21 protein-coding genes are annotated in these 22,382 nt (G+C 36.6%); 12 read left to right on the top strand and 9 right to left on the bottom strand.

The window, feature by feature from the left end:
• Positions 1 to 82 precede the first annotated feature (82 nt).
• The gene (locus AC2A07_RS00215) at positions 83 to 1,570 is read right to left on the bottom strand and encodes a catalase (protein ID WP_484048690.1); all 1,488 of its coding nucleotides are present in this window, start codon (positions 1,568 to 1,570) and stop codon (positions 83 to 85) included.
• Between the two features lie 120 nt (positions 1,571 to 1,690).
• Here AC2A07_RS00215 and AC2A07_RS00210 point away from each other — a divergent pair, with 120 nt between their 5' ends.
• The 5 genes from AC2A07_RS00210 (at position 1,691) to AC2A07_RS00190 (ending at position 6,392) form a co-directional block, all read left to right on the top strand.
• Positions 1,691 to 2,641, top strand: a complete 951-nt coding sequence (locus AC2A07_RS00210; protein WP_484048689.1) for a LysR substrate-binding domain-containing protein — start codon at positions 1,691 to 1,693, stop codon at positions 2,639 to 2,641.
• Between the two features lie 229 nt (positions 2,642 to 2,870).
• Positions 2,871 to 4,151, top strand: coding sequence for a methionine adenosyltransferase (metK, locus tag AC2A07_RS00205; protein ID WP_484048688.1), 1,281 nt, complete (start codon positions 2,871 to 2,873; stop codon positions 4,149 to 4,151).
• A gap of 112 nt (positions 4,152 to 4,263) precedes the next feature.
• Positions 4,264 to 4,725 (top strand): hypothetical protein, encoded by a 462-nt coding sequence (locus tag AC2A07_RS00200; RefSeq protein WP_484048920.1) that lies wholly within the window; start codon positions 4,264 to 4,266, stop codon positions 4,723 to 4,725.
• A gap of 186 nt (positions 4,726 to 4,911) precedes the next feature.
• A complete protein-coding gene (locus AC2A07_RS00195; RefSeq protein ID WP_314492889.1) occupies positions 4,912 to 5,499 on the top strand; it encodes an RNA polymerase sigma factor in 588 nt (195 codons plus the stop codon).
• 197 nt (positions 5,500 to 5,696) lie between these two features.
• Positions 5,697 to 6,392 carry a YjjG family noncanonical pyrimidine nucleotidase gene (locus AC2A07_RS00190; protein WP_484048687.1) on the top strand — a complete coding sequence of 232 codons (696 nt, stop codon included), beginning with the start codon at positions 5,697 to 5,699 and terminating at the stop codon, positions 6,390 to 6,392.
• Positions 6,393 to 6,431: 39 nt separating this feature from the next.
• On the opposite strand, the gene trpS is transcribed toward AC2A07_RS00190, so the two are convergent.
• The 7 genes from trpS to ileS all read right to left on the bottom strand — a co-directional run bounded on the left by trpS (position 6,432) and on the right by ileS (position 13,265).
• The gene (gene trpS / locus AC2A07_RS00185) at positions 6,432 to 7,400 is read right to left on the bottom strand and encodes a tryptophan--tRNA ligase (protein ID WP_484048686.1); all 969 of its coding nucleotides are present in this window, start codon (positions 7,398 to 7,400) and stop codon (positions 6,432 to 6,434) included.
• A gap of 190 nt (positions 7,401 to 7,590) precedes the next feature.
• Positions 7,591 to 8,232, bottom strand: coding sequence for a SanA/YdcF family protein (locus tag AC2A07_RS00180; protein ID WP_314492881.1), 642 nt, complete (start codon positions 8,230 to 8,232; stop codon positions 7,591 to 7,593).
• Positions 8,233 to 8,235: 3 nt separating this feature from the next.
• Positions 8,236 to 8,874, bottom strand: a complete 639-nt coding sequence (locus tag AC2A07_RS00175) for a lipoprotein signal peptidase (protein WP_314492878.1) — start codon at positions 8,872 to 8,874, stop codon at positions 8,236 to 8,238.
• Positions 8,874 to 9,068 (bottom strand): DUF2683 family protein, encoded by a 195-nt coding sequence (locus AC2A07_RS00170; protein WP_484048685.1) that lies wholly within the window; start codon positions 9,066 to 9,068, stop codon positions 8,874 to 8,876. Before AC2A07_RS00170 ends, AC2A07_RS00175 begins: the two co-directional genes overlap by 1 nt.
• A gap of 20 nt (positions 9,069 to 9,088) precedes the next feature.
• Positions 9,089 to 9,334, bottom strand: coding sequence for a DUF6576 domain-containing protein (locus AC2A07_RS00165; protein WP_314492873.1), 246 nt, complete (start codon positions 9,332 to 9,334; stop codon positions 9,089 to 9,091).
• 86 nt (positions 9,335 to 9,420) lie between these two features.
• The gene (locus tag AC2A07_RS00160; protein WP_047443777.1) at positions 9,421 to 9,801 is read right to left on the bottom strand and encodes a TraR/DksA family transcriptional regulator; all 381 of its coding nucleotides are present in this window, start codon (positions 9,799 to 9,801) and stop codon (positions 9,421 to 9,423) included.
• Positions 9,802 to 9,860: 59 nt separating this feature from the next.
• Positions 9,861 to 13,265, bottom strand: a complete 3,405-nt coding sequence (ileS, locus tag AC2A07_RS00155; protein WP_484048684.1) for an isoleucine--tRNA ligase — start codon at positions 13,263 to 13,265, stop codon at positions 9,861 to 9,863.
• 426 nt (positions 13,266 to 13,691) lie between these two features.
• On the opposite strand from ileS, the gene flxY reads away from it, so the two are divergent.
• A complete protein-coding gene (gene flxY, locus AC2A07_RS00150; RefSeq protein WP_484048683.1) occupies positions 13,692 to 14,984 on the top strand; it encodes a flexirubin biosynthesis putative acyl-CoA ligase FlxY in 1,293 nt (430 codons plus the stop codon).
• Between the two features lie 95 nt (positions 14,985 to 15,079).
• The gene (locus tag AC2A07_RS00145; RefSeq protein WP_484048682.1) at positions 15,080 to 15,676 is read left to right on the top strand and encodes a hypothetical protein; all 597 of its coding nucleotides are present in this window, start codon (positions 15,080 to 15,082) and stop codon (positions 15,674 to 15,676) included.
• A 37-nt stretch (positions 15,677 to 15,713) separates the two neighbouring features.
• On the opposite strand, the gene AC2A07_RS00140 is transcribed toward AC2A07_RS00145, so the two are convergent.
• Positions 15,714 to 16,958, bottom strand: a complete 1,245-nt coding sequence (locus tag AC2A07_RS00140; protein WP_484048681.1) for an NAD(P)/FAD-dependent oxidoreductase — start codon at positions 16,956 to 16,958, stop codon at positions 15,714 to 15,716.
• Between the two features lie 85 nt (positions 16,959 to 17,043).
• On the opposite strand from AC2A07_RS00140, the gene flxA reads away from it, so the two are divergent.
• The 5 genes from flxA to AC2A07_RS00115 all read left to right on the top strand — a co-directional run bounded on the left by flxA (position 17,044) and on the right by AC2A07_RS00115 (position 22,373).
• Entirely contained in the window at positions 17,044 to 18,561 is a 1,518-nt protein-coding gene (flxA, locus tag AC2A07_RS00135; RefSeq protein ID WP_484048680.1) for a flexirubin biosynthesis tyrosine ammonia-lyase FlxA, read from the top strand.
• A 146-nt stretch (positions 18,562 to 18,707) separates the two neighbouring features.
• A complete protein-coding gene (gene flxB, locus AC2A07_RS00130) occupies positions 18,708 to 19,439 on the top strand; it encodes a flexirubin biosynthesis SDR family reductase FlxB (RefSeq protein WP_484048679.1) in 732 nt (243 codons plus the stop codon).
• Positions 19,440 to 19,853: 414 nt separating this feature from the next.
• Entirely contained in the window at positions 19,854 to 21,074 is a 1,221-nt protein-coding gene (locus AC2A07_RS00125; RefSeq protein WP_484048678.1) for a beta-ketoacyl-[acyl-carrier-protein] synthase family protein, read from the top strand.
• Positions 21,075 to 21,078: 4 nt separating this feature from the next.
• On the top strand, positions 21,079 to 21,330 hold the full coding sequence (locus AC2A07_RS00120) for an acyl carrier protein (protein WP_484048677.1): 252 nt from the start codon (positions 21,079 to 21,081) through the stop codon (positions 21,328 to 21,330).
• Between the two features lie 158 nt (positions 21,331 to 21,488).
• Positions 21,489 to 22,373, top strand: coding sequence for an LpxL/LpxP family acyltransferase (locus AC2A07_RS00115; RefSeq protein WP_484048676.1), 885 nt, complete (start codon positions 21,489 to 21,491; stop codon positions 22,371 to 22,373).
• Positions 22,374 to 22,382 lie beyond the last annotated feature (9 nt).

Genomic DNA, 22,382 nt, shown 5'->3' with positions numbered 1-22,382 from the left:
TAATCTGCAAATTAAAAAATATTTGGCAAAAACAAAAGGGAAAAAGTGAATTTTTTCCCTTTTTAGCTTATCTTTCCGGAAATTATTTTAAATGATTCATCATATTTGAATCAATATTGATGTTTAATCCTGAGGCTACTTTCATTCCCAACTCTATATTTGCTCTGAAAAAATGACAAAGCTGGCGGTTGATGATTTCATCTCTTTTAGGTCCGTCAATACCACTCATATTGTCTATGATGTTTTTAACAAGATGATCCCTGTCTTCCTGATTCATAGCTTTTGTGTAAAGTAAACCTGGCTGAGTATAATGATCATCATCATTCTCGTTACGGCTGTAGTTGGCAACGTGATTGCTGTCTAATTCATATTCAAAATTTTTATAAGCTGAATCAGGCTGGATATCATCAAAGCTGTTAGGATGGTAATTAGGCTTGTCCTGATATTCACTTGAATCTGCCATGAAACCGTCTCTCTGGTAATTGTTGACAGCAAACGGACACCTGTTTACTTCCAGCTGGTGAGCATTTACACCCACCCTGTATCTGTGGGCGTCAGGATAGGAGAATAGTCTTCCCTGAAGCATTTTATCAGGTGAAAAGCTGATTCCGTTAATCAGATTACTTGGTGAAAAAATAGATTGTTCTACATGAGCAAAGAAGTTATTCGGAATTTCATTTAATTCCATTTCTCCTACTTCGATCAGGGGAAACTCTCCCTGGGACCATACTTTGGTAATATCAAAAGGATTCCATCTGAATTCTTTTGCCTGTTCTTCAGTCATCACCTGAATGTACATTGTCCATTTTGGGAAATCACCGTTTTCAATCGCATTACATAGGTCTTCCTGAGCAAAATCAGGATTTTCTCCTGCCATTTTTGTAGCTTCCTCGTTGGTGAAATTTTTAATTCCCTGCTTTGTTTTAAAATGAAATTTAACCCATGTTCTCTGATTGTTTGAATTAATCATTGAAAATGTATGAGAACCAAATCCGTGCATATGTCTGTAGCCGTAAGGAGTTCCCCTTTCTGACATTAAGATAAGAACCTGATGAAGAGATTCAGGGTTTAAACTCCAGAAGTCCCACATCATTGTCGCGCTCTTCAGATTCGTTTTCGGAACTCTCTTTTGGGTGTGGATAAAGTCAGGGAACTTTTTTGCGTCTTTAATAAAAAATACCGGTGTGTTGTTTCCAACCAGATCCCAGTTTCCGTCTTCAGTATAAAATTTCAATGCGAAACCGCGCGGGTCTCTTGCTGTATCAGCACTTCCTTTTTCACCACCTACTGTAGAAAAACGGGCAAACATTTTACACGAATTTCCTACCTGGGAAAACAGTTTCGCTTTTGTATATTGTGAGATGTCATGGGTCACCGTAAATTTTCCGTATGCACCGCTTCCTTTGGCATGCACAATTCTTTCCGGAATTCTTTCTCTTACAAAATGAGCAAGATTTTCCTGTAAAATAAAGTCCTGTAAAAGAACCGGTCCTCTGGGACCTGCTGTCTGAGAATCTTGATGTTCGAAGTACGGTGCACCGCTGCTTGACGTTAGTTTTTTAGAATCCATATCATTTAATTTAATTTATTTTTTTCTCTTATTATCATTTTTGCTACCCCAAAATTAGTAGATTTTTTTAATTGATTCTACTAAAAACATCATATCTTTGTAATAGATAATATTAATCAGATGAACATTCAGCAATTGGAATATCTTATCGCTGTTGATAAGTATAAACATTTTGGAAAAGCCGCTCAGGCCTGTTTTATCACTCAGCCAACTCTGAGTGCGATGATACAAAAATTCGAAGATGAGCTGGATGTAAAGGTTTTTGACAGAACGACTCACCCCATCCGGACAACTGATGTGGGATTGCAGATTATCGATCAGGCAAAAGTCATTATAGAGGCGGTCAATGAGCTAAAAAACAAAGCTAATTTATTAAATAATATTTTAGGCGGTACTATTAATCTGGGAATTATTCCTACAGTGTCATCATTTATTCTTCCGACCGAAATTTTTCATTTCCTTGAAGAGAACCCTAAAATTTTGATGAATGTAAAGGAAATGACTACTGATAATATTATTAAAGCATTAAAGGCAGGAGAACTGGATGCAGGTATTATTTCCACTCCCTATGATAATGCAAACGAATTTTATCAGGATTTTCTTTTCAATGAAGAGCTGATGATCTACAGTTCAGATACAGAAGCAAACAAAAAGAATACATTTGTTGTTCCTGACGAACTGAATGTAGAAAAAGTATGGCTTTTAGAAGAAGGCAACTGTTTAAGAAACCAATTCGAAAATATCTGTCATCTTAAAGAAAACAGATTAAAACCTAAAAATCTTGATTTCTTAGCTTCCAATATTCAGACTCTCGTACACATGGTAGATAAAGTAGGCGGAATCAGTATTTTGCCAGAACTTGCTTTAAATCAGTTGTCTGAAGAACAGAAAGGTAAGGTTTTCAGATTCAAAAAACCTTTTCCTTACCGGGAAATCAGTGTTATTTATTACAAACCCACTTTCAAACAGAAAATTATCGATGAATTGGGATCATTTATTAAAACATCACTTGCTGCGAAATTGAATTTTAATGAAAATCCTAAGGATTTTGTGAGTATAAAACCACAATAATCTCATTATTGATAAATCTCATTAATGTAAAGAAAAATATAAATACCCGGTAAAAGGTTTGAGTATTACCAAAATAGTACTTAAATTTGCTGACGTTTATAACGAGGAAAAATTTGACCTGATTGCAACCTCTCTAAAAAAATGCTAAAACAGTATATTCTTTTTAGCTTTTTCCGGCAATTATTCAATTTTTTCCTCAACATTTTAATCTAAAAAAATAAAGAATAATATGTCTTATTTATTTACATCTGAATCCGTTTCAGAAGGGCATCCGGATAAAATTGCCGACCAGATTTCCGATGCGCTGATCGATCATTTTTTAGCATACGATAAAAATTCAAAAGTAGCTTGTGAAACTTTGGTAACTACCGGACAGGTAGTGTTGGCAGGTGAAGTAAAATCAGATGCCTACCTTGATGTACAGACCATTGCAAGAGAGGTAATCAACGGTATAGGATACACAAAGGGCGAATATATGTTCAACGGAGATTCTTGCGGAGTTATTTCTGCAATCCACGAACAGTCACCGGATATCAACCAGGGTGTTGACCGAATAGCCTCTGATGAGACTTTTGAGACTAAAGCCAATGCGCAGGGTGCAGGGGATCAGGGGATGATGTTTGGTTATGCAACCAATGAAACGGCTAACTATATGCCTTTAGCTCTTGACCTTGCACATACGATCCTTAAAGAACTTTCAGCAATAAGAAGAGAAAATTCTGAAATAACTTATCTTCGTCCTGATGCTAAAAGCCAGGTAACTATTGAATATTCTGACGATCATAAACCGGTGAGGATTGACTCAATTGTTGTTTCTACGCAACATGATGATTTTGCTGCTGAAGAAGAAATGCTGAGCAAAATCAGAGAAGATATAAAAAATATACTGATCCCAAGAGTTACTGCGCTGCAGACGGAAGAAATTAAAGCTTTATTCAACGACCAGATCAAGTACCATATCAATCCAACCGGAAAATTCGTCATCGGAGGTCCTCACGGAGATACTGGCCTTACAGGAAGAAAAATCATCGTAGATACGTATGGCGGTAAAGGAGCTCACGGTGGTGGTGCGTTCTCAGGAAAAGATCCTTCTAAAGTAGACCGAAGTGCTGCATATGCTACAAGACACATAGCTAAAAACTTAGTCGCTGCAGGTGTTGCAGATGAGGTTTTGGTACAGGTTTCTTATGCAATTGGTGTCGCTGAGCCATGTGGTTTATACATCAATACTTATGGAACTTCAAAAGTAGGTATGAATGATGGTGAAATTGCAAGAAAAATTTCCGCCATATTTGATTTGCGACCGTATGCTATTGAGCAGAATCTTAAATTAAGAAACCCTATATATCAGGAGACCGCTTCGTACGGCCACATGGGAAGAGAGTCATTTACAGCTGATAAAACGTTTAATAAAGGTCATAAAAACGAACTTACTCTTACAGGCCTGGAATTTTTTACGTGGGAAAAATTAGACAAAGTAGAAGACGTTAAATCCGCTTTTGGAATTTAATCTTTTCTTTTAGATATTAAAACTGCTTTATCTTTATGAGATAAAGCAGTTTTTTTTAAATTTACGTTTTAAATAAATAAAGATGAAGAACTTTCGCGGCTTAGCTGTATTAATGTGTATTTTGTTTCTTGGTGCTTACAGCAATGCCCAAATCACCATTCATAAGATGATTAATGTAGGATATGTGTACCAGAATCAGAGTTTTGGGGAAGTAGGCGGTAAATTGCTGTTCCTGAAGACGGATGATGTTATTTACAGACTTGGGGCTTCTGCACTGATGGGCTCTGCCAATTCAGAGTTTGCTATCATGCCGAAAGTGAATGCTGACCTCTTACTGAATTTTGAAAAAAATGTTGATTTCAAACATTCCTATTATTTCCTGGCAGGAGTAGAGGGGACAAATAAATATGTTGCTCCCAAAATAGGGGTTTCTTTATTTGGGCTTCTTGATCTTACCGGAGGATATGCATTTCCAATTGCAGATTCAAGATTAAATGGTAAAGAAATGAAAGGCTTGAATATTAATTTCACACTAAATATTCCTACGGCATTCTTACATGATATGTTTAAGTAGATTTTTTTACGTATTCAATCAAAATTTCTTATAATTTCTTAACAGTTATTAAAATTTTATTTATATTTACAGCATAATTTTAATGCTTAATGATAAGACTCTACTCTAATACAAACCTGTAGTACGCAAAAACCCGACAGAATGTTTGGAGACTGCATGCATACAGTTAAATACTGAGAAGAAGTCATGAAATCAACAGATAGCCTATTAATATCTCTTTATCAGAAAGGAGACGAAGAAGCATTATCAACCCTTATCCACCGTCATCAAAAAGATCTTTTTTCGTTTATTCTGTATAAGATCAACGATGAAGATTTGGCGAATGATGTTTTTCAGGATACTTTTATCAAGATCATCATCATGCTCAAAGAAGGACGTTATAATGAGGAGGGTAAATTCATTTTGTGGGCAAAAAGAATTGCCCAGAATCTTATTATTGATCATTTCAGAGCAAAGTCCAAAAACATTAAGGTTTCTGAAACTACCTTCGAAAATGATGAGTTTTCGATCTTTGATCTGATCAGAGAGCCTTCAGAGAATATTGAAGACCAGTTGGTAAGCATGCAGATTCAGGAAGATTTACTGAAAATGTTGCAGTACTTACCCGCAAATCAGCAAGAGGTGATAAAACTCAGGTTTTTTGACGGACTTAGTTTCAAAGAAATTGCAGATCATACGGACATGAGTATCAATACTACTTTGGGAAGGGTGCGCTATGCACTTATTAATCTAAGGAAAATAATGGAAGAAAATAATATTGTATTGACGAGATAATAATTCACCATGTTTCACGTTTTAAAGAAAAAACTTTTCTGCCTATGAAAAATAACGATTCTTTAAAAATGAAATGTCTGAAACCCAAAAAACAAACCATTGATTTTTTGCTGAGTTTCTCAAAAAGTCTTGAGGTGGTCAGGATTAAGGATCAACCTTATCAACTTTCAAAAAATTAATTATTAATTTTGTGCTGTATGAAAATTCAGCACATTTTTTTTGACCTTGACAATACGCTTTGGGATCACCGTAGAAACGCTTATCTAACCATTAAAGATCTTTTCGGCAAAGAAGAAATTACCCTTAAATATAACATAGATTTTGAAGAGTTTCATTCTGTGTACCATGAGATTAACGAAAAGCTTTGGGAACAGATAAGAGATGGTGAAATTGATAAGGAATATTTGAGAAAACACAGGTTTTATGGGACATTCAACCATTTTGGAATTGATGACCTTGAGTTGTCTATGTTTTTTGAAGAACACTTTTTAGATAAAATACTTAATTACAATCACCTGGTGGAAGGTGCAGAATATATTTTAGATTATTTGAAAGCTAAAAGATATACTTTGCATATCATTTCAAATGGTTTTCAGGAAGTTACAGAAAGGAAGTGTATCTTATCGGGAATTGCTCATTATTTCACAACAATTACCAGCGCAGATTCTGTAGGTGTAAGAAAGCCGAATCCGGCCATTTTCAACTATTCTTTGGGTCTTGCCGGAGCAGAAAAAGAAGAAAGTATTCTGATAGGCGATGACTGGATCGCAGATGTTACCGGCGCACAGGATTTCGGGATGGATGTTATTTTCTTTGATGTTCTGAATGAAAATCCGAAGCAGGAAAACTTAAAAGTTATTAAACACCTTTTACAGATTAAAGAATATTTATAAAAATCCCTCTCAAAAATGAGAGGGATTAAGGTTCTATACTTAAATTCCCAGACTTTCTCTGACTCTTTTGATTGTTTTTGTGGCAATTGATCTTGTTTTAAAAGCGCCTTCCTGAAGTTTTGCTTCCAGTTCTTCAAGATTGTTCATGTAATAAGAAAACAATTCTCTCTCTCTTTCAAATCTTGCTAAGATTAACTCTAATAACTCTTTCTTTGCATGACCGTAACCAAAGTTACCGGCCAGGTATTTTGCTCTCAGTTCTTCGGTTTGATCAGGAGTCGCAATCAATTCGTAGATGGCAAAAGTTTTATCAGTAGAAGGGTCTTTGGGTTCTTCCAAAGATTTGGAATCACTTTCTATGCTCATGACCTGCTTTTTTAATTGCTTTTCAGGTAAGAAGATATTGATGATGTTTCCTCTTGATTTGGACATTTTATGGCCGTCAATTCCCGGAACGTATTTGGTGTCTTCCTGCAGTTCAGCCTGAGGTAAAACCAGGACTTCACCCATCTGATTATTGAATCTTGAAGCTACATCACGGGCAAATTCCAGATGCTGGAGCTGATCCTTTCCTACAGGAACGATTTCAGCATCGTATAATAAAATATCAGCAGCCATCAGGATAGGATAGGTAAACAGTCCTGCATTAACGTCCTGTAACCGGTCTGCTTTATCTTTGAAAGAATGTGCTAAAGTTAGTCTCTGGTATGGAAAAAAACATGATAGATGCCAAGATAGTTCACAGGTTTCAGGGATGTCACTCTGTCTGTAAAAGAATGTTTTTTCGGTATCCAGTCCGCAGGCAAGCCAGGCTGCAGCAATTTCGTACGTATTTTGTTTCAGTTCTTTTGCATCTTTAATCTGAGTAAGCGAATGAAGGTTCGCAATGAATAAAAATGATTCGTTTCCTGCTTTCTTTGAAAGCTCAACTGCAGGAATAATAGCACCTAAAAGATTTCCAAGATGTGGGGTTCCGGTGGCTTGTATGCCGGTAAGAATTCTTGACATTTTTTTTAAATTAATTTTTAAAATTATTGAATTGCAAATTTAAGTAAATCCCATTCAGATTCGAAGCTTGGCTGAATAAGTTTTCTAGTATTACCAGTAGAACATATAGAGACAATGATTTCTAAAGACGAAAATAACAGAGTCTGAATAGTATTTAAATTGGATAATAGATTCAAGTCTGTGGATTGTATTACGGGATCAGAACTTTATCTCCTCCATATTTTGGTTCAACACCAAAAATAAAATCCCAGAAAACTTTTGCTCTCGCCAGTTTTTCTCTTGCATTGGTCTTAAACCCTGCATATTTGTTAACATCTTCTGCATTATAACCAAATGCTTCGATGCCATTTTTCCTTGCGAGATAAACGGCCCGCTCGTTATGGAAACGTTGTGAGATAATAATATAGGAATTCTGCCCGAAAATTTCTTTTGCCCGCACAACAGAGTCCAAAGTTCTGAAACCGGCAAAATCTTCAAATATTTTTTCAGCAGGAACCCCTGACCTGATCAACTCATTCTTCATTTCTTCAGGTTCATTGTAATTCTTTTTAGAATTATCGCCGCTGACAATGATATTTTTTACTTTTCCTGATTTATAAAGTGCAGCTGCTGCAGTAATTCTGTTGAAAAAGTATGCATTCGGATTTCCGTTTGAAAGTGTCTTGCCGGTTCCCAGTAACAGCCCCGTTTTCTCATTAGGAAGTTTGGATAATTCTGAGGTAATATAATCTTCGGACTCACTATTTATTTTGAGGTTTGCCCATAAAATAAAAAGGGCTGATATTCCTAAGAATACCAGTCCGATGTACAATATTTTTTTTAAAATTTTCATTATTTAAAATTCTAAGCCATTTGGGAATGCTTTCTTTCTGAAAATCAATAAAAATGCAGCACCCACCGTAATTGCAGAATCTGCAACATTGAAAATATATTTGAAGAACTCAAAGTGTCTGCCGCCGATCAAAGGCCAGCTTTCAGGAACAGTCCAGTCAACTAATGGAAAATGAAGCATGTCAACTACACATCCTTTCATGAACGCAGAATAACCCTCACCAAAAGGAACTAGTTTTGAAACTCCTCCATATCCTATCCACTGATTAACGCTCTCATCATAGACCATCCCACTGTTGAAAATCAGACCGTAAAACATCCCGTCCAGAAGATTTCCTATTGCTCCGGCGAAAATAACAGCCATCGGAATAATGAGATAATTAGACTCGCCTCTGGATAACCATTTTTTAAACAGGTAGATCATTCCGCCTATAAGAAAAACACGTACGATGACCAGAAAATATTTGCCCAGCATACCGCCAAAATGAAAACCGTAGGCCATACCCGGATTTTCCACGAAGGTCAATCTAAAACCTGGCATTACAGCAATGCTGTCATTCAGTTCGAAATGCGTTTTCACATAGATTTTAGAAACCTGATCAATTAATAAAATAAGAAAAGTGATAAGTGCAATCTTCTTCATTACAGGTTCGTCTTTGGTTTGTCTTTACTGTTTTTTGCAGAGTGTTCTTTTTTTGCAGGAGTCCTTGGCTCAAAGGTTTGAGTTTTTGCTCCTCTGGTATGAAATTTTTCGTATCGAATTCCCATTTCTTTCATTACACCTTTCAGCGCATTCAGCTCCATTTGGTTCTTTGGGTGTACAATTAATGCCTCCATCTTCTGTTTATTTAAATTTTTTATTTTTTGGAAAGTTCATCCAGTCTTTTTCTGTCTTTTGCAGACAGGTCATTGACTCCATTCTTTCCCATTTTGCTGAGAAGTCTGTCGATCTCCTTTTCTCTTTCTCTTTTGTCCGAATTGAATTTTTGATCTATAGTCAGATTTTCAGGCTTATCAGGATAGAATCTGTTTTTGATCCTATCTTTATTAAAATACCATAAAACTGCCAAGAGGATAATACCTAAAATCAAATATTCGCTCATAGATATAATTAAAAATTAGGTTTATATAATGTTTAGAAACACCATATAAACCCAATTATTTATTTACAAAAATAAGATAAAAATAATTATCTCTGCATATTTTTAGCTTCAATACTCAAAGTAGCATGCGGAACTGCTAAAAGTCTTTCTTTAGGAATTAGTTTTCCTGTTACTCTGCAGACTCCGTAGGTCTTATTTTCAATTCGGATCAGGGCATTTTTAAGATCTCTTACAAATTTTTCCTGTCTTCCTGCCAAAATTGAATTTTGCTCTTTACTCAATGTTTCTGCACCTTCTTCAAAAGCTTTGAAAGTAGGTGAGGTATCATCGGTTCCGTTATTCTGATCGTTGATAAAACTTTCTCTGATCAATTGAAGATCTTTTTCTGCTTTATCTATTTTTTCTCTGATTATTTTTTTAAATTCTTGTAAATCAGAGTCATTATATCTTACTCTTTCGTCTTGCATGGTCTTTTTCTTTTTTAATAAAATTATGAAATGGATTTTGAAAAAACAATAACTATATATTAATTTTTTTCAACATTTACCTTGAAATTTAGTTCATCTATGTCGATTTCGTTAAAATCTGAAAGTGAAGATACAATTTCTATTTTATTCGACAAGACCTCTGATGAAATATATTCCTCATTTTGTCTGATTTGCTCCAAAAAAGGGCTGTTTTCTTCCAAAATGATGTTTATTCTGTCTGTTAATTCAAAATCTTTCTCTTTTCTCAGACTCTGGATCCGGTTGATAAACTCTCTTGCGATTCCTTCTGATTTTAACTCATCAGTCATCTTCAAATCTAATGCCACAGTTGTTTTTCCGTCAGAAGTTACCGTCCATCCCGGAATATCTTTCGTTGAAATCTCCACATCACCAGTTGTAATTTCATAGCCCTGAATTTCTAAACTACCTTCTTTTTCTAACAGGGAGATCTGCTCGGCTGAAAGATTGGTAATTTCACTGCCAACGGTTTTCATGTCTTTCCCGAGTCTTGAACCTAAAGTCTTAAAATTGGGCTTTATTTGTTTTACAATTAAGTGGGATGCTTCTTCAGCATTGATTAACTGTAATTCTTTAACATTAACTTCCTGTTTGATCAGGTCTGCAACCGCTAAAATCTGTTCTTCCGTCTTTTTGTCCAAAACAGGGATCAGAACTTTCTGTAATGGCTGGCGTACTTTTACATTTTCCTTTTTTCTCAAGGAGAACACCATACTTGTAATGCTTTGTGCCAGATGGGTTTTCTCAACAAGATCCTGATCAATTAAATTTTCATCAGCAACCGGAAAGTCTGTCAAATGTACAGATTCACAGTTTTCTTTTCCTGTTACTTTGTTTAGATCCTGATAAAGCTGATCCATAAAGAACGGAGCGATCGGAGCGGATAATTTGGCAACTGTTTCAAGACAGGTATATAAAGTCTGGTAAGCAGAAATTTTGTCATCAGAATAGTCTCCTTTCCAGAAACGTCTTCTGCATAGTCTTACATACCAATTACTCAGGTTGTCATTCACGAAATTGCTGATCGATCTTGCCACTCTTGTCGGTTCATAATCTTCATAAAATGCCTTTACTTCTTTAATTAAAAGATTCAGTTCCGATAAGATCCAACGGTCGATTTCCGGACGGTTTTCAATATCTTTTTCAGAATAATTAAATCCGTCAACATTCGCATATAAAACAAAAAATGAGTAGGTATTGTAAAGGGTTCCAAAGAATTTTCTTCTAACCTCATCAATTCCTTCAATATCAAACTTCAGGTTTTCCCATGGATTGGCATTTGAAATCATGTACCAACGTGTCGCATCGGGGCCGTATATTGCAAGTGTTTCAAACGGATCAACGGCATTTCCTAAACGCTTTGACATCTTCTGACCGTTTTTATCCAAAACAAGTCCGTTGCTCATCACATTTTTATAAGCAACCGAATCAAAAACTGCTGTTCCGATGGCGTGGAGTGTATAGAACCAGCCTCTCGTCTGATCTACCCCTTCCGCAATAAAGTCTGCCGGGAAAGCTTTATGATTATCAATCAGTTCTTTATTTTCAAAAGGGTAGTGAAGCTGTGCATAAGGCATAGATCCTGAATCGAACCAAACGTCGATCAGGTCGCTTTCGCGGTTCATTGCTTTTCCTGAATCTGAAACCAAAACAATCTTGTCTACGATATTCTTGTGTAAGTCAACCAAAGAATAATTTTCCTCAGACATATCACCGGTCACAAAACCTTTAAACGGGTTTTCTTTCATTAAACCTGCCGCAACAGATTTTTCAATTTCATTGTATAATTCTTCTACAGAACCGATTATTTTCTCTTCAGCCTGCCCTGAACCGATAGAAGAGTCTGTTCTCCAGATTGGTAAAGGAATTCCCCAATATCTTGAACGGGAGAGGTTCCAGTCGTTTACATTTTCTAACCAGTTGGCAAAACGACCTTCTCCGGTAGCTTTTGGCTTCCAGTTGATTTCTTTGTTCAGATCCACCAGGCGTTCTTTGACAGCGGTCATTTTTACAAACCATGAGTCGAGCGGATAATATAAAACCGGCTTATCAGTTCTCCAGCAGTGAGGGTAGCTGTGGACATATTTTTCAACCTTAAAGGCTTTGTTTTCTGTTTTTAAAACGATAGCAAGCTCTACATCCCAGGATTTTTCCGGTGCAGTTCCTTCGTCGTAGTATTCGTTTTTAATATATTTTCCTGAGAATGTCTCCGGAACATTATTTCCCTTAATGAATTTCCCCTGAAGATCAACCAACGGAACCAGATTGTCATTCTCATCCTTGATCAGCATTGGCGGGATTCCGTTTTCTTTGGCAACTCTCGCATCATCTGCACCGAAAGTAGGAGCGATATGAACGATACCTGTACCATCTTCCGTAGTCACAAAATCACCAATAATTACTTTGAATGCTTTTTCAGGAGTTTCGTCAGGCTTAAACCATGGAATCAACTGTTCGTATTGAGTTCCTGCTAATTTCTCTCCTGTAAATTCTTTTACAATTTTGTAGGGAATGGTTTTGTTGTCTGAAGTATAATTTGCAAGATCTTCGTCTGTTCCCTCCACGAATTTTTTACCGAAATTTTTCTCAAGTAAAACTCTTGCCAGAACGACTGTTATAGGTTCAAAAGTATACTGATTAAAAGTTTTCACCAAAACATATTCAATATCTCTACCTACTGCCAAAGCGGTGTTTGATGGTAAAGTCCATGGGGTTGTCGTCCATGCAAGAATGTTTATATCTCCGTCAATATCGTTGAATAATTCAGAAGAATTCTTTTTAACTTTAAACTGAGCAACAATCGTTGTATCGGTTACGTCACGGTAAGTGCCGGGCTGATTCAATTCATGTGAAGAAAGTCCGGTTCCTGCTTTCGGGGAGTAAGGCTGAATGGTGTACCCTTTATACAACAGTTCTTTGCTGTACAATTGCTTCAACAACCACCAAACCGTCTCCATATATTTTGATTTGTACGTGATGTACGGATCTTCAAGATCAACCCAGTAACCAATTTTTTCGGTCAGGTGATTCCAGACATCTGTGTAGCGCATTACTGCTTCACGACAGGCTTTGTTATAATCTTCAATCGAAATTTTTTTGCCAATATCTTCTTTTGTGATTCCGAGTTCTTTTTCAACTCCTAATTCGACCGGAAGTCCGTGCGTGTCCCAACCCGCCTTACGGAAAACCTGCTTCCCGTTCTGCGTTTGGTAACGACAGAAAATATCTTTCAACGCTCTTGCCATAACGTGGTGGATTCCAGGCATTCCGTTAGCTGAAGGGGGACCCTCATAAAATACGAACTCAGGATTTCCCTGGCGTGTTTCCACACTTTTTGCAAAAGTGTCGTTAGCTTTCCAGAATTCCGAAACATTCTCGGCTACATCTATAAGGTTGAGGTTTTTATATTCTTTAAATTGGCTCATTTGTAATTTCTCAATTTCGTTGATTAATCAAGTTGGCAAATTTAGTGATTTTTGTCGGTTTATAAGATATGTTTTATTTTGATTCGGTCTATGGAAAGATTGAAACAAAAACAAATGTTTACCTCACGAATGATCAGGAGTAAATATGAATTGATGGAATAAATTTTCAATGGTAATAATGAGCACTTTTTATCAATGGAAACTTTAGATTTCATTTCGTTAGTAATGGTTTTCAGTCATCATTTTAGCAGTTATGATTATTAGCTTATCCTTGGCTCATACAGATTAATTTTACATAAGCCATCCGGTACAAATCTGTTGAATCAGGGGCCGTTAAATTGTAACAGGAGATTTCAAAAGATTTTTTAAAATGAAATGCTTCATTCATTTCATTTTAAATAAATTTGTTGTCTAAATTTAAACTAATTGGAACTCTTCCCATCTATCGAAAAATCAGGCATTCAGGAAATAAAAAGTTTTCAGGAGGAAAAACTTCGGGAGCTTTTACAGTATCTTGAAAACAAATCACCTTTCTATCAGAAGTTATTCAAAGAAAACAATATCCGGATTTCTGATATTCAGACGTTGGAAGATTTGTGGAAAATACCAGCAACGACAAAGAATGATATCCAGCAGAATAATGATGATTTTTTCTGCATTCCTCAAGATCAAATCGTCGATTACAGTACAACTTCAGGAACCTTAGGTGATCCCGTGACTTTTGGGCTGTCAGATCATGATCTTGAAAGACTGGCTTACAACGAAGCCGTTTCTTTTGCCTGTGCCGGCATCAGGAAGGGCGATGTCGTACAAATGATAACTACGATTGATAAAAGATTCATGGCAGGTCTTGCTTATTTTTTAGGCTTGAGAAAAATGGGGGCCAGCGTGGTAAGAATGGGGCCGGGAATCCCTGAACTTCAATGGGATTCTATTTTCAGGTATAAACCTAAATATCTGATCACTGTTCCTTCATTTTTATTAAAAATGATTGATTATGCTGAGAAACACGGGATTGATTATAAGAATTGCAGTGTTTATGGAGCGGTATGTATTGGTGAAAGTATCAAGAATCAGGATTTTACAGATAATATTCTTTCGCAGAAAATTAAAGAGAAGTGGAATATTCAACTCTATTCTACCTACGCGTCTACAGAAATGAGTACTGCCTTTACCGAATGTGAATTTCAGGCTGGAGGTCACCAACACCCGGAATTAATTATTACCGAAATTCTTGATGACAATGGAAATCCTGTAAAGGACGGGGAAAGCGGCGAATTGACTATTACCACATTAGGGGTTGAGGCGGTTCCTCTGTTAAGGTTTAAAACGGGAGATTTAGTTAAAGCACATTACACGCCTTGCCGTTGCGGAAGAAATACAATGAGATTAGGTCCGGTTGTCGGAAGGAAACAGCAGATGATCAAGTATAAAGGAACGACGTTGTATCCACCTGCGATGAATGATATCCTCAATGACTTTGAAGGCATTCAGTGTTATCAGATTGTGATCCAGGCAAACGAAATTGGTCTTGATGAAATTATTATCAGGATCAGTACCGACAGAACTGAAGAAAGTTTTGAAGGTGAAGTGCGAGATCATTTTAGAGCAAAACTAAGAGTGAGCCCAAAAATTGAAATGGTAGATTTTGATATCTTGTCTAAAACGGTTTTTAATCCCAATAGCAGAAAGCCAATTAACTTTTTAGATTTAAGATAAGCAGAATTAATTATTCAAATTAAATGGAAATATTTTTACTCCATTAAAATTTTATTGATGTTGAATATTATCTTTGCTGAAAATTTTGATAAACTATGAAAAAAGTGTTTCTTTTTCTCATTGTCTCAATGAACACTGCAATCTTTGCTCAAAACAAACTGACTGTAAAATCCGGGAATTTAAATTTTTTAAAAGATCAGACTGAAGTTAATGTTCAGCGTATCTACGGAGAACCTCTTTTTCAGGCAGAGAATTTTACAGAAACTCAGTATATTGAACGGCGACATACTGAAACGGTCGCTAAGAAAGGCGAAGAAGCCTGGAAAAACTGGATAGAGGCCTGGGAACAGCATGCTGAAACAATCTGGACAGAAAAGTTTGTTGTTGGACTGAATAAATCAAAGAAAATAAAATTTGGTCAGAATATTGATGCCAGATATACCGTGATCATTCAGCCTAAATGGATGTATGCAGGATGGAGTGGTTTTATCCTGCAGCCGGGAAAACTGTCGGCTGATTTGAGCTTTGTGGAAACAGCAAACCCTTCAAATGTCCTGGCAACAGTGGAGGTGGATAAAATTGAAGGAATTGGAAGTAAAGTGGATTACGGAATGGAATATGGAAGGATTTCTGCTGCTTATGAGAAAACAGGCAGGGAATTAGGAAAAGAAATTAAAAAAGCTTTACAATAAAATACAAATCGGTCTGAAATTCTCAGACCGATTTTTTTTATGCCTGCTTCTTTTCCAGCTTTATAAAATCGGCAAGATTCTTTATCGCAGTATCGTGTATTCTCACGAATGTATTTTTTTTATCCCAGACATATCCGGCTAAAACGGCGCATATTTTTCTTTTGACATCAGGATTTTCCGGTTGATGAAAAAACAGTTCTTGAAGATTTCCTGTGTACCATTCTTTAACATAGGTTGTAAAAACGTTGACTCCGTATAAAATATAGTCCGCGTATTCTTTCTGCCAATCTACGGTTTCTCCGTTCAGCTGCCGGATCGCTAATTTTGCAGCCAGCATTCCGGATTCTGTGGCGAAAGCCATTCCTGATGAGAAAACCGGATCAAGAAATTCAGATGCATTTCCCGTCAAAGCAAATCCGTCTCCGAATAAACTTTTTACCGAACAGGAATAATCCTTCAGGTGTCTCGGTTCAAAAAGAAACTCTACATCTCCGAAACGTTTTACATAATAATCAGAAAGTGAAATGGCTTTTTTCAAAGCTTCAGCGGGATCTCCGCTTTCAGACAGTTTTTCAATATAATCAGTGGGCCCTACAATTCCGACACTGGTATTTCCATTTGAAAAAGGGATTACCCAAAGCCAGACTTCGGTTTCAATAATATCAAATGAAATGAGGGTTCCCTCTTCACCCTCTTCCCGGTTAACATCTTTTACGTGAGCGAATATTGCAGAATGAGGTGAAAGTTTGGATGGCTTTTCTAAATCGAGAAGTCTTGGTAAAACTCTTCCGTATCCACTGGAGTCAATGACAAATTTTGCGTGAATCTCCTTCGTTTCTCCGTTTTTATTTTTTACAGTGGTTACAGAATCAGTACCGTTAAATTCAATACCGATCACCTCCGTTTCAAATTCAAGGTCAATTCCTTTGTTGATGACTTCCTGTGCTAATATATTGTCAAAATCAGCTCTCGGAACCTGCCATGTCCAGTCCCAGCCATCACCGAACTTGTTGCTGAAATCAAAAATACAGACCTCACTTCCCCGCATGAAACGGGCCCCCAGTTTTTTTTCAAAACCCATTTTGTCCAAAGCCGGAAATAATCCGGCCTCATCAAAATGATCCATTACTCTTGGGATCAGGCTTTCACCAACAACCAATCTCGGGAATTTAGTTTTTTCAACCACTTTCACATTGATGTTGTTCTTCTTTAAATAGGCAGAAGATACGCATCCGGAAGGTCCGGCTCCAATTACTAAAACATCAACAATTTCTTTGTCCATTTGTTTAATAAAACTTTTTATCTTTGCGCAAAATTAGTGACAATTAATCATATTTTACAAAATTATATACTATTACTTTTAATTGATGAAAATAAATAACTTTTTAGAACTGAGCGATTTTCAGAGAATAATTATCGAAAATGAAAGCATAGAATTGGATCCTTCACTTCTCGACAGGGTGAATGAAAGTTTTTCTTTTCTTAAAGAATTTTCAAAGAACAAAGTAATTTATGGTGTCAATACAGGTTTTGGGCCGATGGCGCAATTTAAAATCAGTGATGAAGATACCCATCAGCTGCAATATAATTTAATCAGAAGTCATTCCTCAGGTATTGGAAATCCGCTTCCTGCGGATGAGGTAAAAGCATGTATGCTGGCCAGGCTGAATACTTTGTCACTGGGAAATTCCGGCGTACATGAATCTGTAGTAAATTTACTTAAAGAGTTGATCAACAGAAATATTACGCCCTTGATTTTTGAGCATGGCGGTGTTGGTGCAAGCGGAGATCTCGTTCAGCTGGCTCATTTAGCCTTAGTTTTAATTGGTGAAGGAGAAGTCTTTTACAGAGGGGAAAGAAAGTCAACGAAGGAAGTTTTTGGAATTGAAGGTTTAGAGCCTATTCAGGTTGAGATAAGAGAAGGTCTGGCTTTGATGAACGGAACTTCTGTTATGTCAGGGATTGGTATCGTTAATGCTTACAAAGCAAGTCAGTTAACCGGGATTTCACTGAAATTATCATGTGCTATTAACGAAATTGTTCAGGCATATGATGACCATTTTTCAGAAGTACTGAACGGAACAAAACTTCACACAGGTCAGCAGAAGATTGCAGAGAAAATGCGTGCTCACCTGTCGGACAGCAAATTGATCAGAAAAAGAGCTGATCATCTGTATACGCATTTTGAAGAGCAGGAAAAGGTTTTTAAAGAAAAAGTGCAGGAATATTACTCTTTGAGATGTATTCCTCAGATTCTGGGACCTGTTCTGGATACGCTGGAATATACTGAGAAAGTCCTCGAAAATGAGATTAACTCAGCCAATGACAATCCTATCATCAACGTTGCAGACCAACATGTTTATCATGGTGGAAATTTCCATGGAGACTATGTCTCTCTTGAAATGGATAAGCTGAAAATTGTAGTGACAAAACTGACAATGCTGGCTGAAAGACAGTTGAATTATCTGCTGAATTCAAAAATTAATGAGATTCTTCCTCCGTTTGTAAATTTAGGGAAATTAGGCTTTAATTTCGGAATGCAGGGCGTGCAGTTCACCGCAACATCTACCACGGCAGAAAGCCAGATGCTCTCCAATCCGATGTATGTTCACAGTATACCTAATAACAATGATAACCAGGATATTGTAAGCATGGGAACCAATGCTGCGGTTATCTGCAGAAAGGTCATCGAAAATGCATTTGAAGTTCTGGCAATTGAAGCTGTAACAGTGGTTCAGGCAATAGAATATTTTGGCTACCAGGATAAAGTTTCGTCAAAAACAAAGGAATTGTATGATGACATCAGAAACCTGGTTCCTGTATTCTCTGAAGATATGGTGATGTATCCGTATCTTCAGAAAGTGAAGGACTATCTGAAAAAATAAGACGTCTAAGAAGTCTGACGAGATGAACAGGTGAAATCTTTAGGGGCAGAAAATCATTAACCTACTTCTTACAAGTCCCTGAGGGGATTAACAGACAGAAGGATGAAAATCCTATATTTAAAACATCAAAAACTAAGTTACAACAGATGAAATGTGCAATCATAACAGGAGGTTCCCGAGGTATCGGCAGAGCAATCTGTATAAAACTGGCAGAGGATAAAAAATACCATATTTTAATCAATTATACTTCAAACGAAGCTGCAGCAAAAGAAACGCTGGCTGGCGTTGAGGCATTGGGAGCAACAGGTGAAATCCTTAAGTTTGATGTAGGAAATGCTGAGGAAACATTGAAAGTTTTAGGGGAGTGGCAGGAAAACAATCCAAAAGCAATTGTTGAGGTTATTGTCAACAATGCGGGAATCACAAGAGACGGATTATTCATGTGGATGCCTAGTGAAGACTGGAACTCAGTGATCAATACGAGCCTGAACGGTTTTTATAATGTTACTAACTTTTTCATTCAGAAATTGTTAAGAAACAAATATGGCAGAATTATTAATATGGTTTCTGTTTCAGGAGTGAAAGGTACAGCAGGACAAACGAATTATTCCGCAGCGAAGGGCGCTTTAGTGGGAGCTACAAAAGCTCTTGCACAGGAAGTAGCTAAGAGAAATATTACGGTAAATGCTGTTGCACCGGGTTTTATCAAAACAGATATGACCCAGGATTTCAATGAAGACGAGCTGAAAGCAATGATCCCTGTCAACCGTTTTGGTGAAGCAGAAGAGGTAGCAGATCTGGTGGCATTTTTAGCTTCACGAAAATCTTCTTACATCACAGGGGAAGTGATCAATATCAATGGGGGAATTTATTCGTAAGTTGGTATTAATGTAGGAATGTAACAGTAGTTTAATGTAACAATGTAATAATGATGTAAATGTAACAATGTAATAATGGGAGGAATGTAACAGTTTACCAATGGGATAAATGTAGCAGTTTACCAATGATTTAAATGTAAAAATGTAATAATTTGTCAATGTAACTGTTTGATATTGTAGAAATGTTCGTTCAGAATGATAAACTAATAATTGGTACCCAATACATCATTAAAAGCGTCATTCATAATTTACATATTGTAAAATTGTTTCATTTATATCATTGCTAAACTATTGCATTTGCATCATTGTTACATTTATCCCATTGTTAAACTGTTACATTTTCCTCATTGTTAAACTGTTACATTAATTGTATTGTTACACTGTCAATCTTGTTCATTGGTAAATTAAAAAAAAATGGAAAATAGGGTAGTAATTACCGGAATGGGAATTTATTCTTGCATCGGAACTTCTTTGAAAGAGGTGAAAGAATCCCTGTATCAAGGAAAATCAGGAATCGTTTTAGTGGATGAAAGAAAAGAATTTGGCTTTAGGTCAGGTTTGTCGGGCGTTGTTCCAAAACCGGATCTGAAAAATCTTCTCAGCAGACGCCAGCGTATCAGCATGGGCGAGGAAAGTGAGTACGCGTATTTAGCAACACTTGATGCATTAAAACATGCAGATGTAGATCAGGATTTTTTAGACCGGAATGAGGTAGGTATTTTATATGGAAATGACAGTGTTTCTAAAGCAGTGGTAGAATCTATAGACATTGCAAGAGAAAAGAAAGACACGGCTTTAATGGGATCCGGAGCGATTTTCAAATCAATGAATTCTACCGTTACCATGAATCTTTCAACCATTTTCAGGCTAAAGGGAATTAATCTGACGATCAGCGCAGCTTGTGCCAGCGGTTCTCATTCTTTAGGATTGGCTTACATGATGATAAAAAATGGTTTTCAGGATATGATCGTTTGTGGTGGTGCCCAGGAAACCAATAAATATGCGATGGCAAGTTTTGATGGATTAGGTGTCTTTTCTGTCAGGGAAAATGAGCCGGCAAAAGCATCAAGACCGTTCGATGCTGAAAGGGACGGTTTAATTCCAAGTGGTGGAGCAGCTTCATTAATTGTTGAAAGCCTGGAATCTGCGCAGAGAAGAGGAGCAACCATTTTAGGGGAGATTGTTGGATATGGTTTTTCTTCAAACGGAGGACATATTTCCACTCCTAATATTGACGGTCCTGCATTAGCAATGAACCGTGCTCTGCAACAGTCAGGTTTACAAGTGAAAGATATTGACTATATCAACGCTCATGCAACTTCCACACCAATTGGCGATGCCAATGAAGCAAAAGCAATTCATGAAATTTTTGGCAGTGAAGTTCCTGTAAGTTCTACAAAATCAATGACTGGACATGAGTGCTGGATGGCCGGAGCAAGTGAAGTAATTTATTCAATCCTGATGATGCAGAATGATTTTATAGCACCCAATATTAATTTGGAAAATCCTGATGAAGACGCTAAAATGATTAATTTAATCTCAGAAACAAAAAATCAAAAAATTGACGTATTTTTGTCCAATTCTTTCGGATTCGGAGGAACAAATTCTGCATTAATTGTTAAAAAATTTGAGTAAAAACATGGAAAGAGAAAAAATTGTTGCCATTGCTAATGATTTTTTAATCAATGAATTTGAAGTAGATGGTGACGAAATCAGCAATGATGCCCATTTTAAAAAGACTTTGGGCTTAGACAGTTTAGATTATATCGATCTGGTGGTAGTGATCGAATCCAGTTTTGGTGTGAAGTTAGGTGAAACAGATTTCAAAAACATCATCACGTTCAACGATTTTTACACGGCAATTGAAAATAAGGTCTCTTTAAAAATGTAACGGTGAACTAATGTATTAATGTACCAATTTAATAGTGTATCAATGTAATAATGTAACAATGTATCAATATGTCTATGTACCAATGGATCGATGTTATAATTTTACCAATTTTAGGTTATTGTTATACTGTTATGCTGGAATATTGTTAAATTAGAAATATGAACAAATGGAAAGGCAGGTCTAAAGGCACAATCTTAGGTTACAGAATCTTCGTTTGGTGCATCAAAAATGCAGGAATCCGGAGTTCTTATTTTGTTCTGTATTTTGTTGCGGCCTATTATTTTATCTTCGAAAAAAGAAGCAATCATTATATCTCCTATTATTTTCAGAAAAGGTTGAAATATAGTTATTGGAAGACCAAATTCTCAATATTCAAAAGCTATTTTACATTTGGGACTGTTTTAATTGATAAAACTGCGATTTCTGCAGGCTTGAGGGATCAGTATACCTATGAATTTGACGGAATAGAAAATCTGAGAAATCTTTTAGCGGAGAAAAAAGGAGGAGTCCTGATCAGTGCCCACATCGGTAATTTTGAAATTGCAGAACATTTCTTTGCAGATATAGATTTCGACTGTCAGATTAATCTGGTTACGACAGACCAGGAAGTTACAGTCATCAAAGAATATCTCGAAAGCGTTTCTGTCAAGCAGACCAATATCAAATTCATTTACGTGAAAGATGATATGTCCCATATTTTCGATATCAATGAAGCGCTCTCAAAAAACGAGCTTATCTGTTTCACCGGTGACCGGTATTTTGAGGGTTCGAAATTTCTGGAAGCAGATTTATTAGGTGAAAATGCAAAATTTCCGGCCGGACCGTTCCTTATAGCCTCAAGATTAGGCGTTCCCGTGGTATATGTTTACGTAATGAAAGAAAAAAATCTACATTATCACCTGTACGCAAGAGTCGCCCCACACGTCAAAAAGCGAGATGCACAGGGACTTCTCAATTCATATACTCAAAATCTGGAATCGATGGTTAAGAAATATCCATTGCAATGGTTCAATTACTTCGATTTTTGGGATGATGCAGACTGATTTTTTTAG

This window comes from Chryseobacterium sp. HNCC26DJ238 (assembly GCF_057180465.1).
Note: the sequence above shows the minus strand (reverse complement) of the source record. Positions and strands in the feature narration are given on the sequence as shown.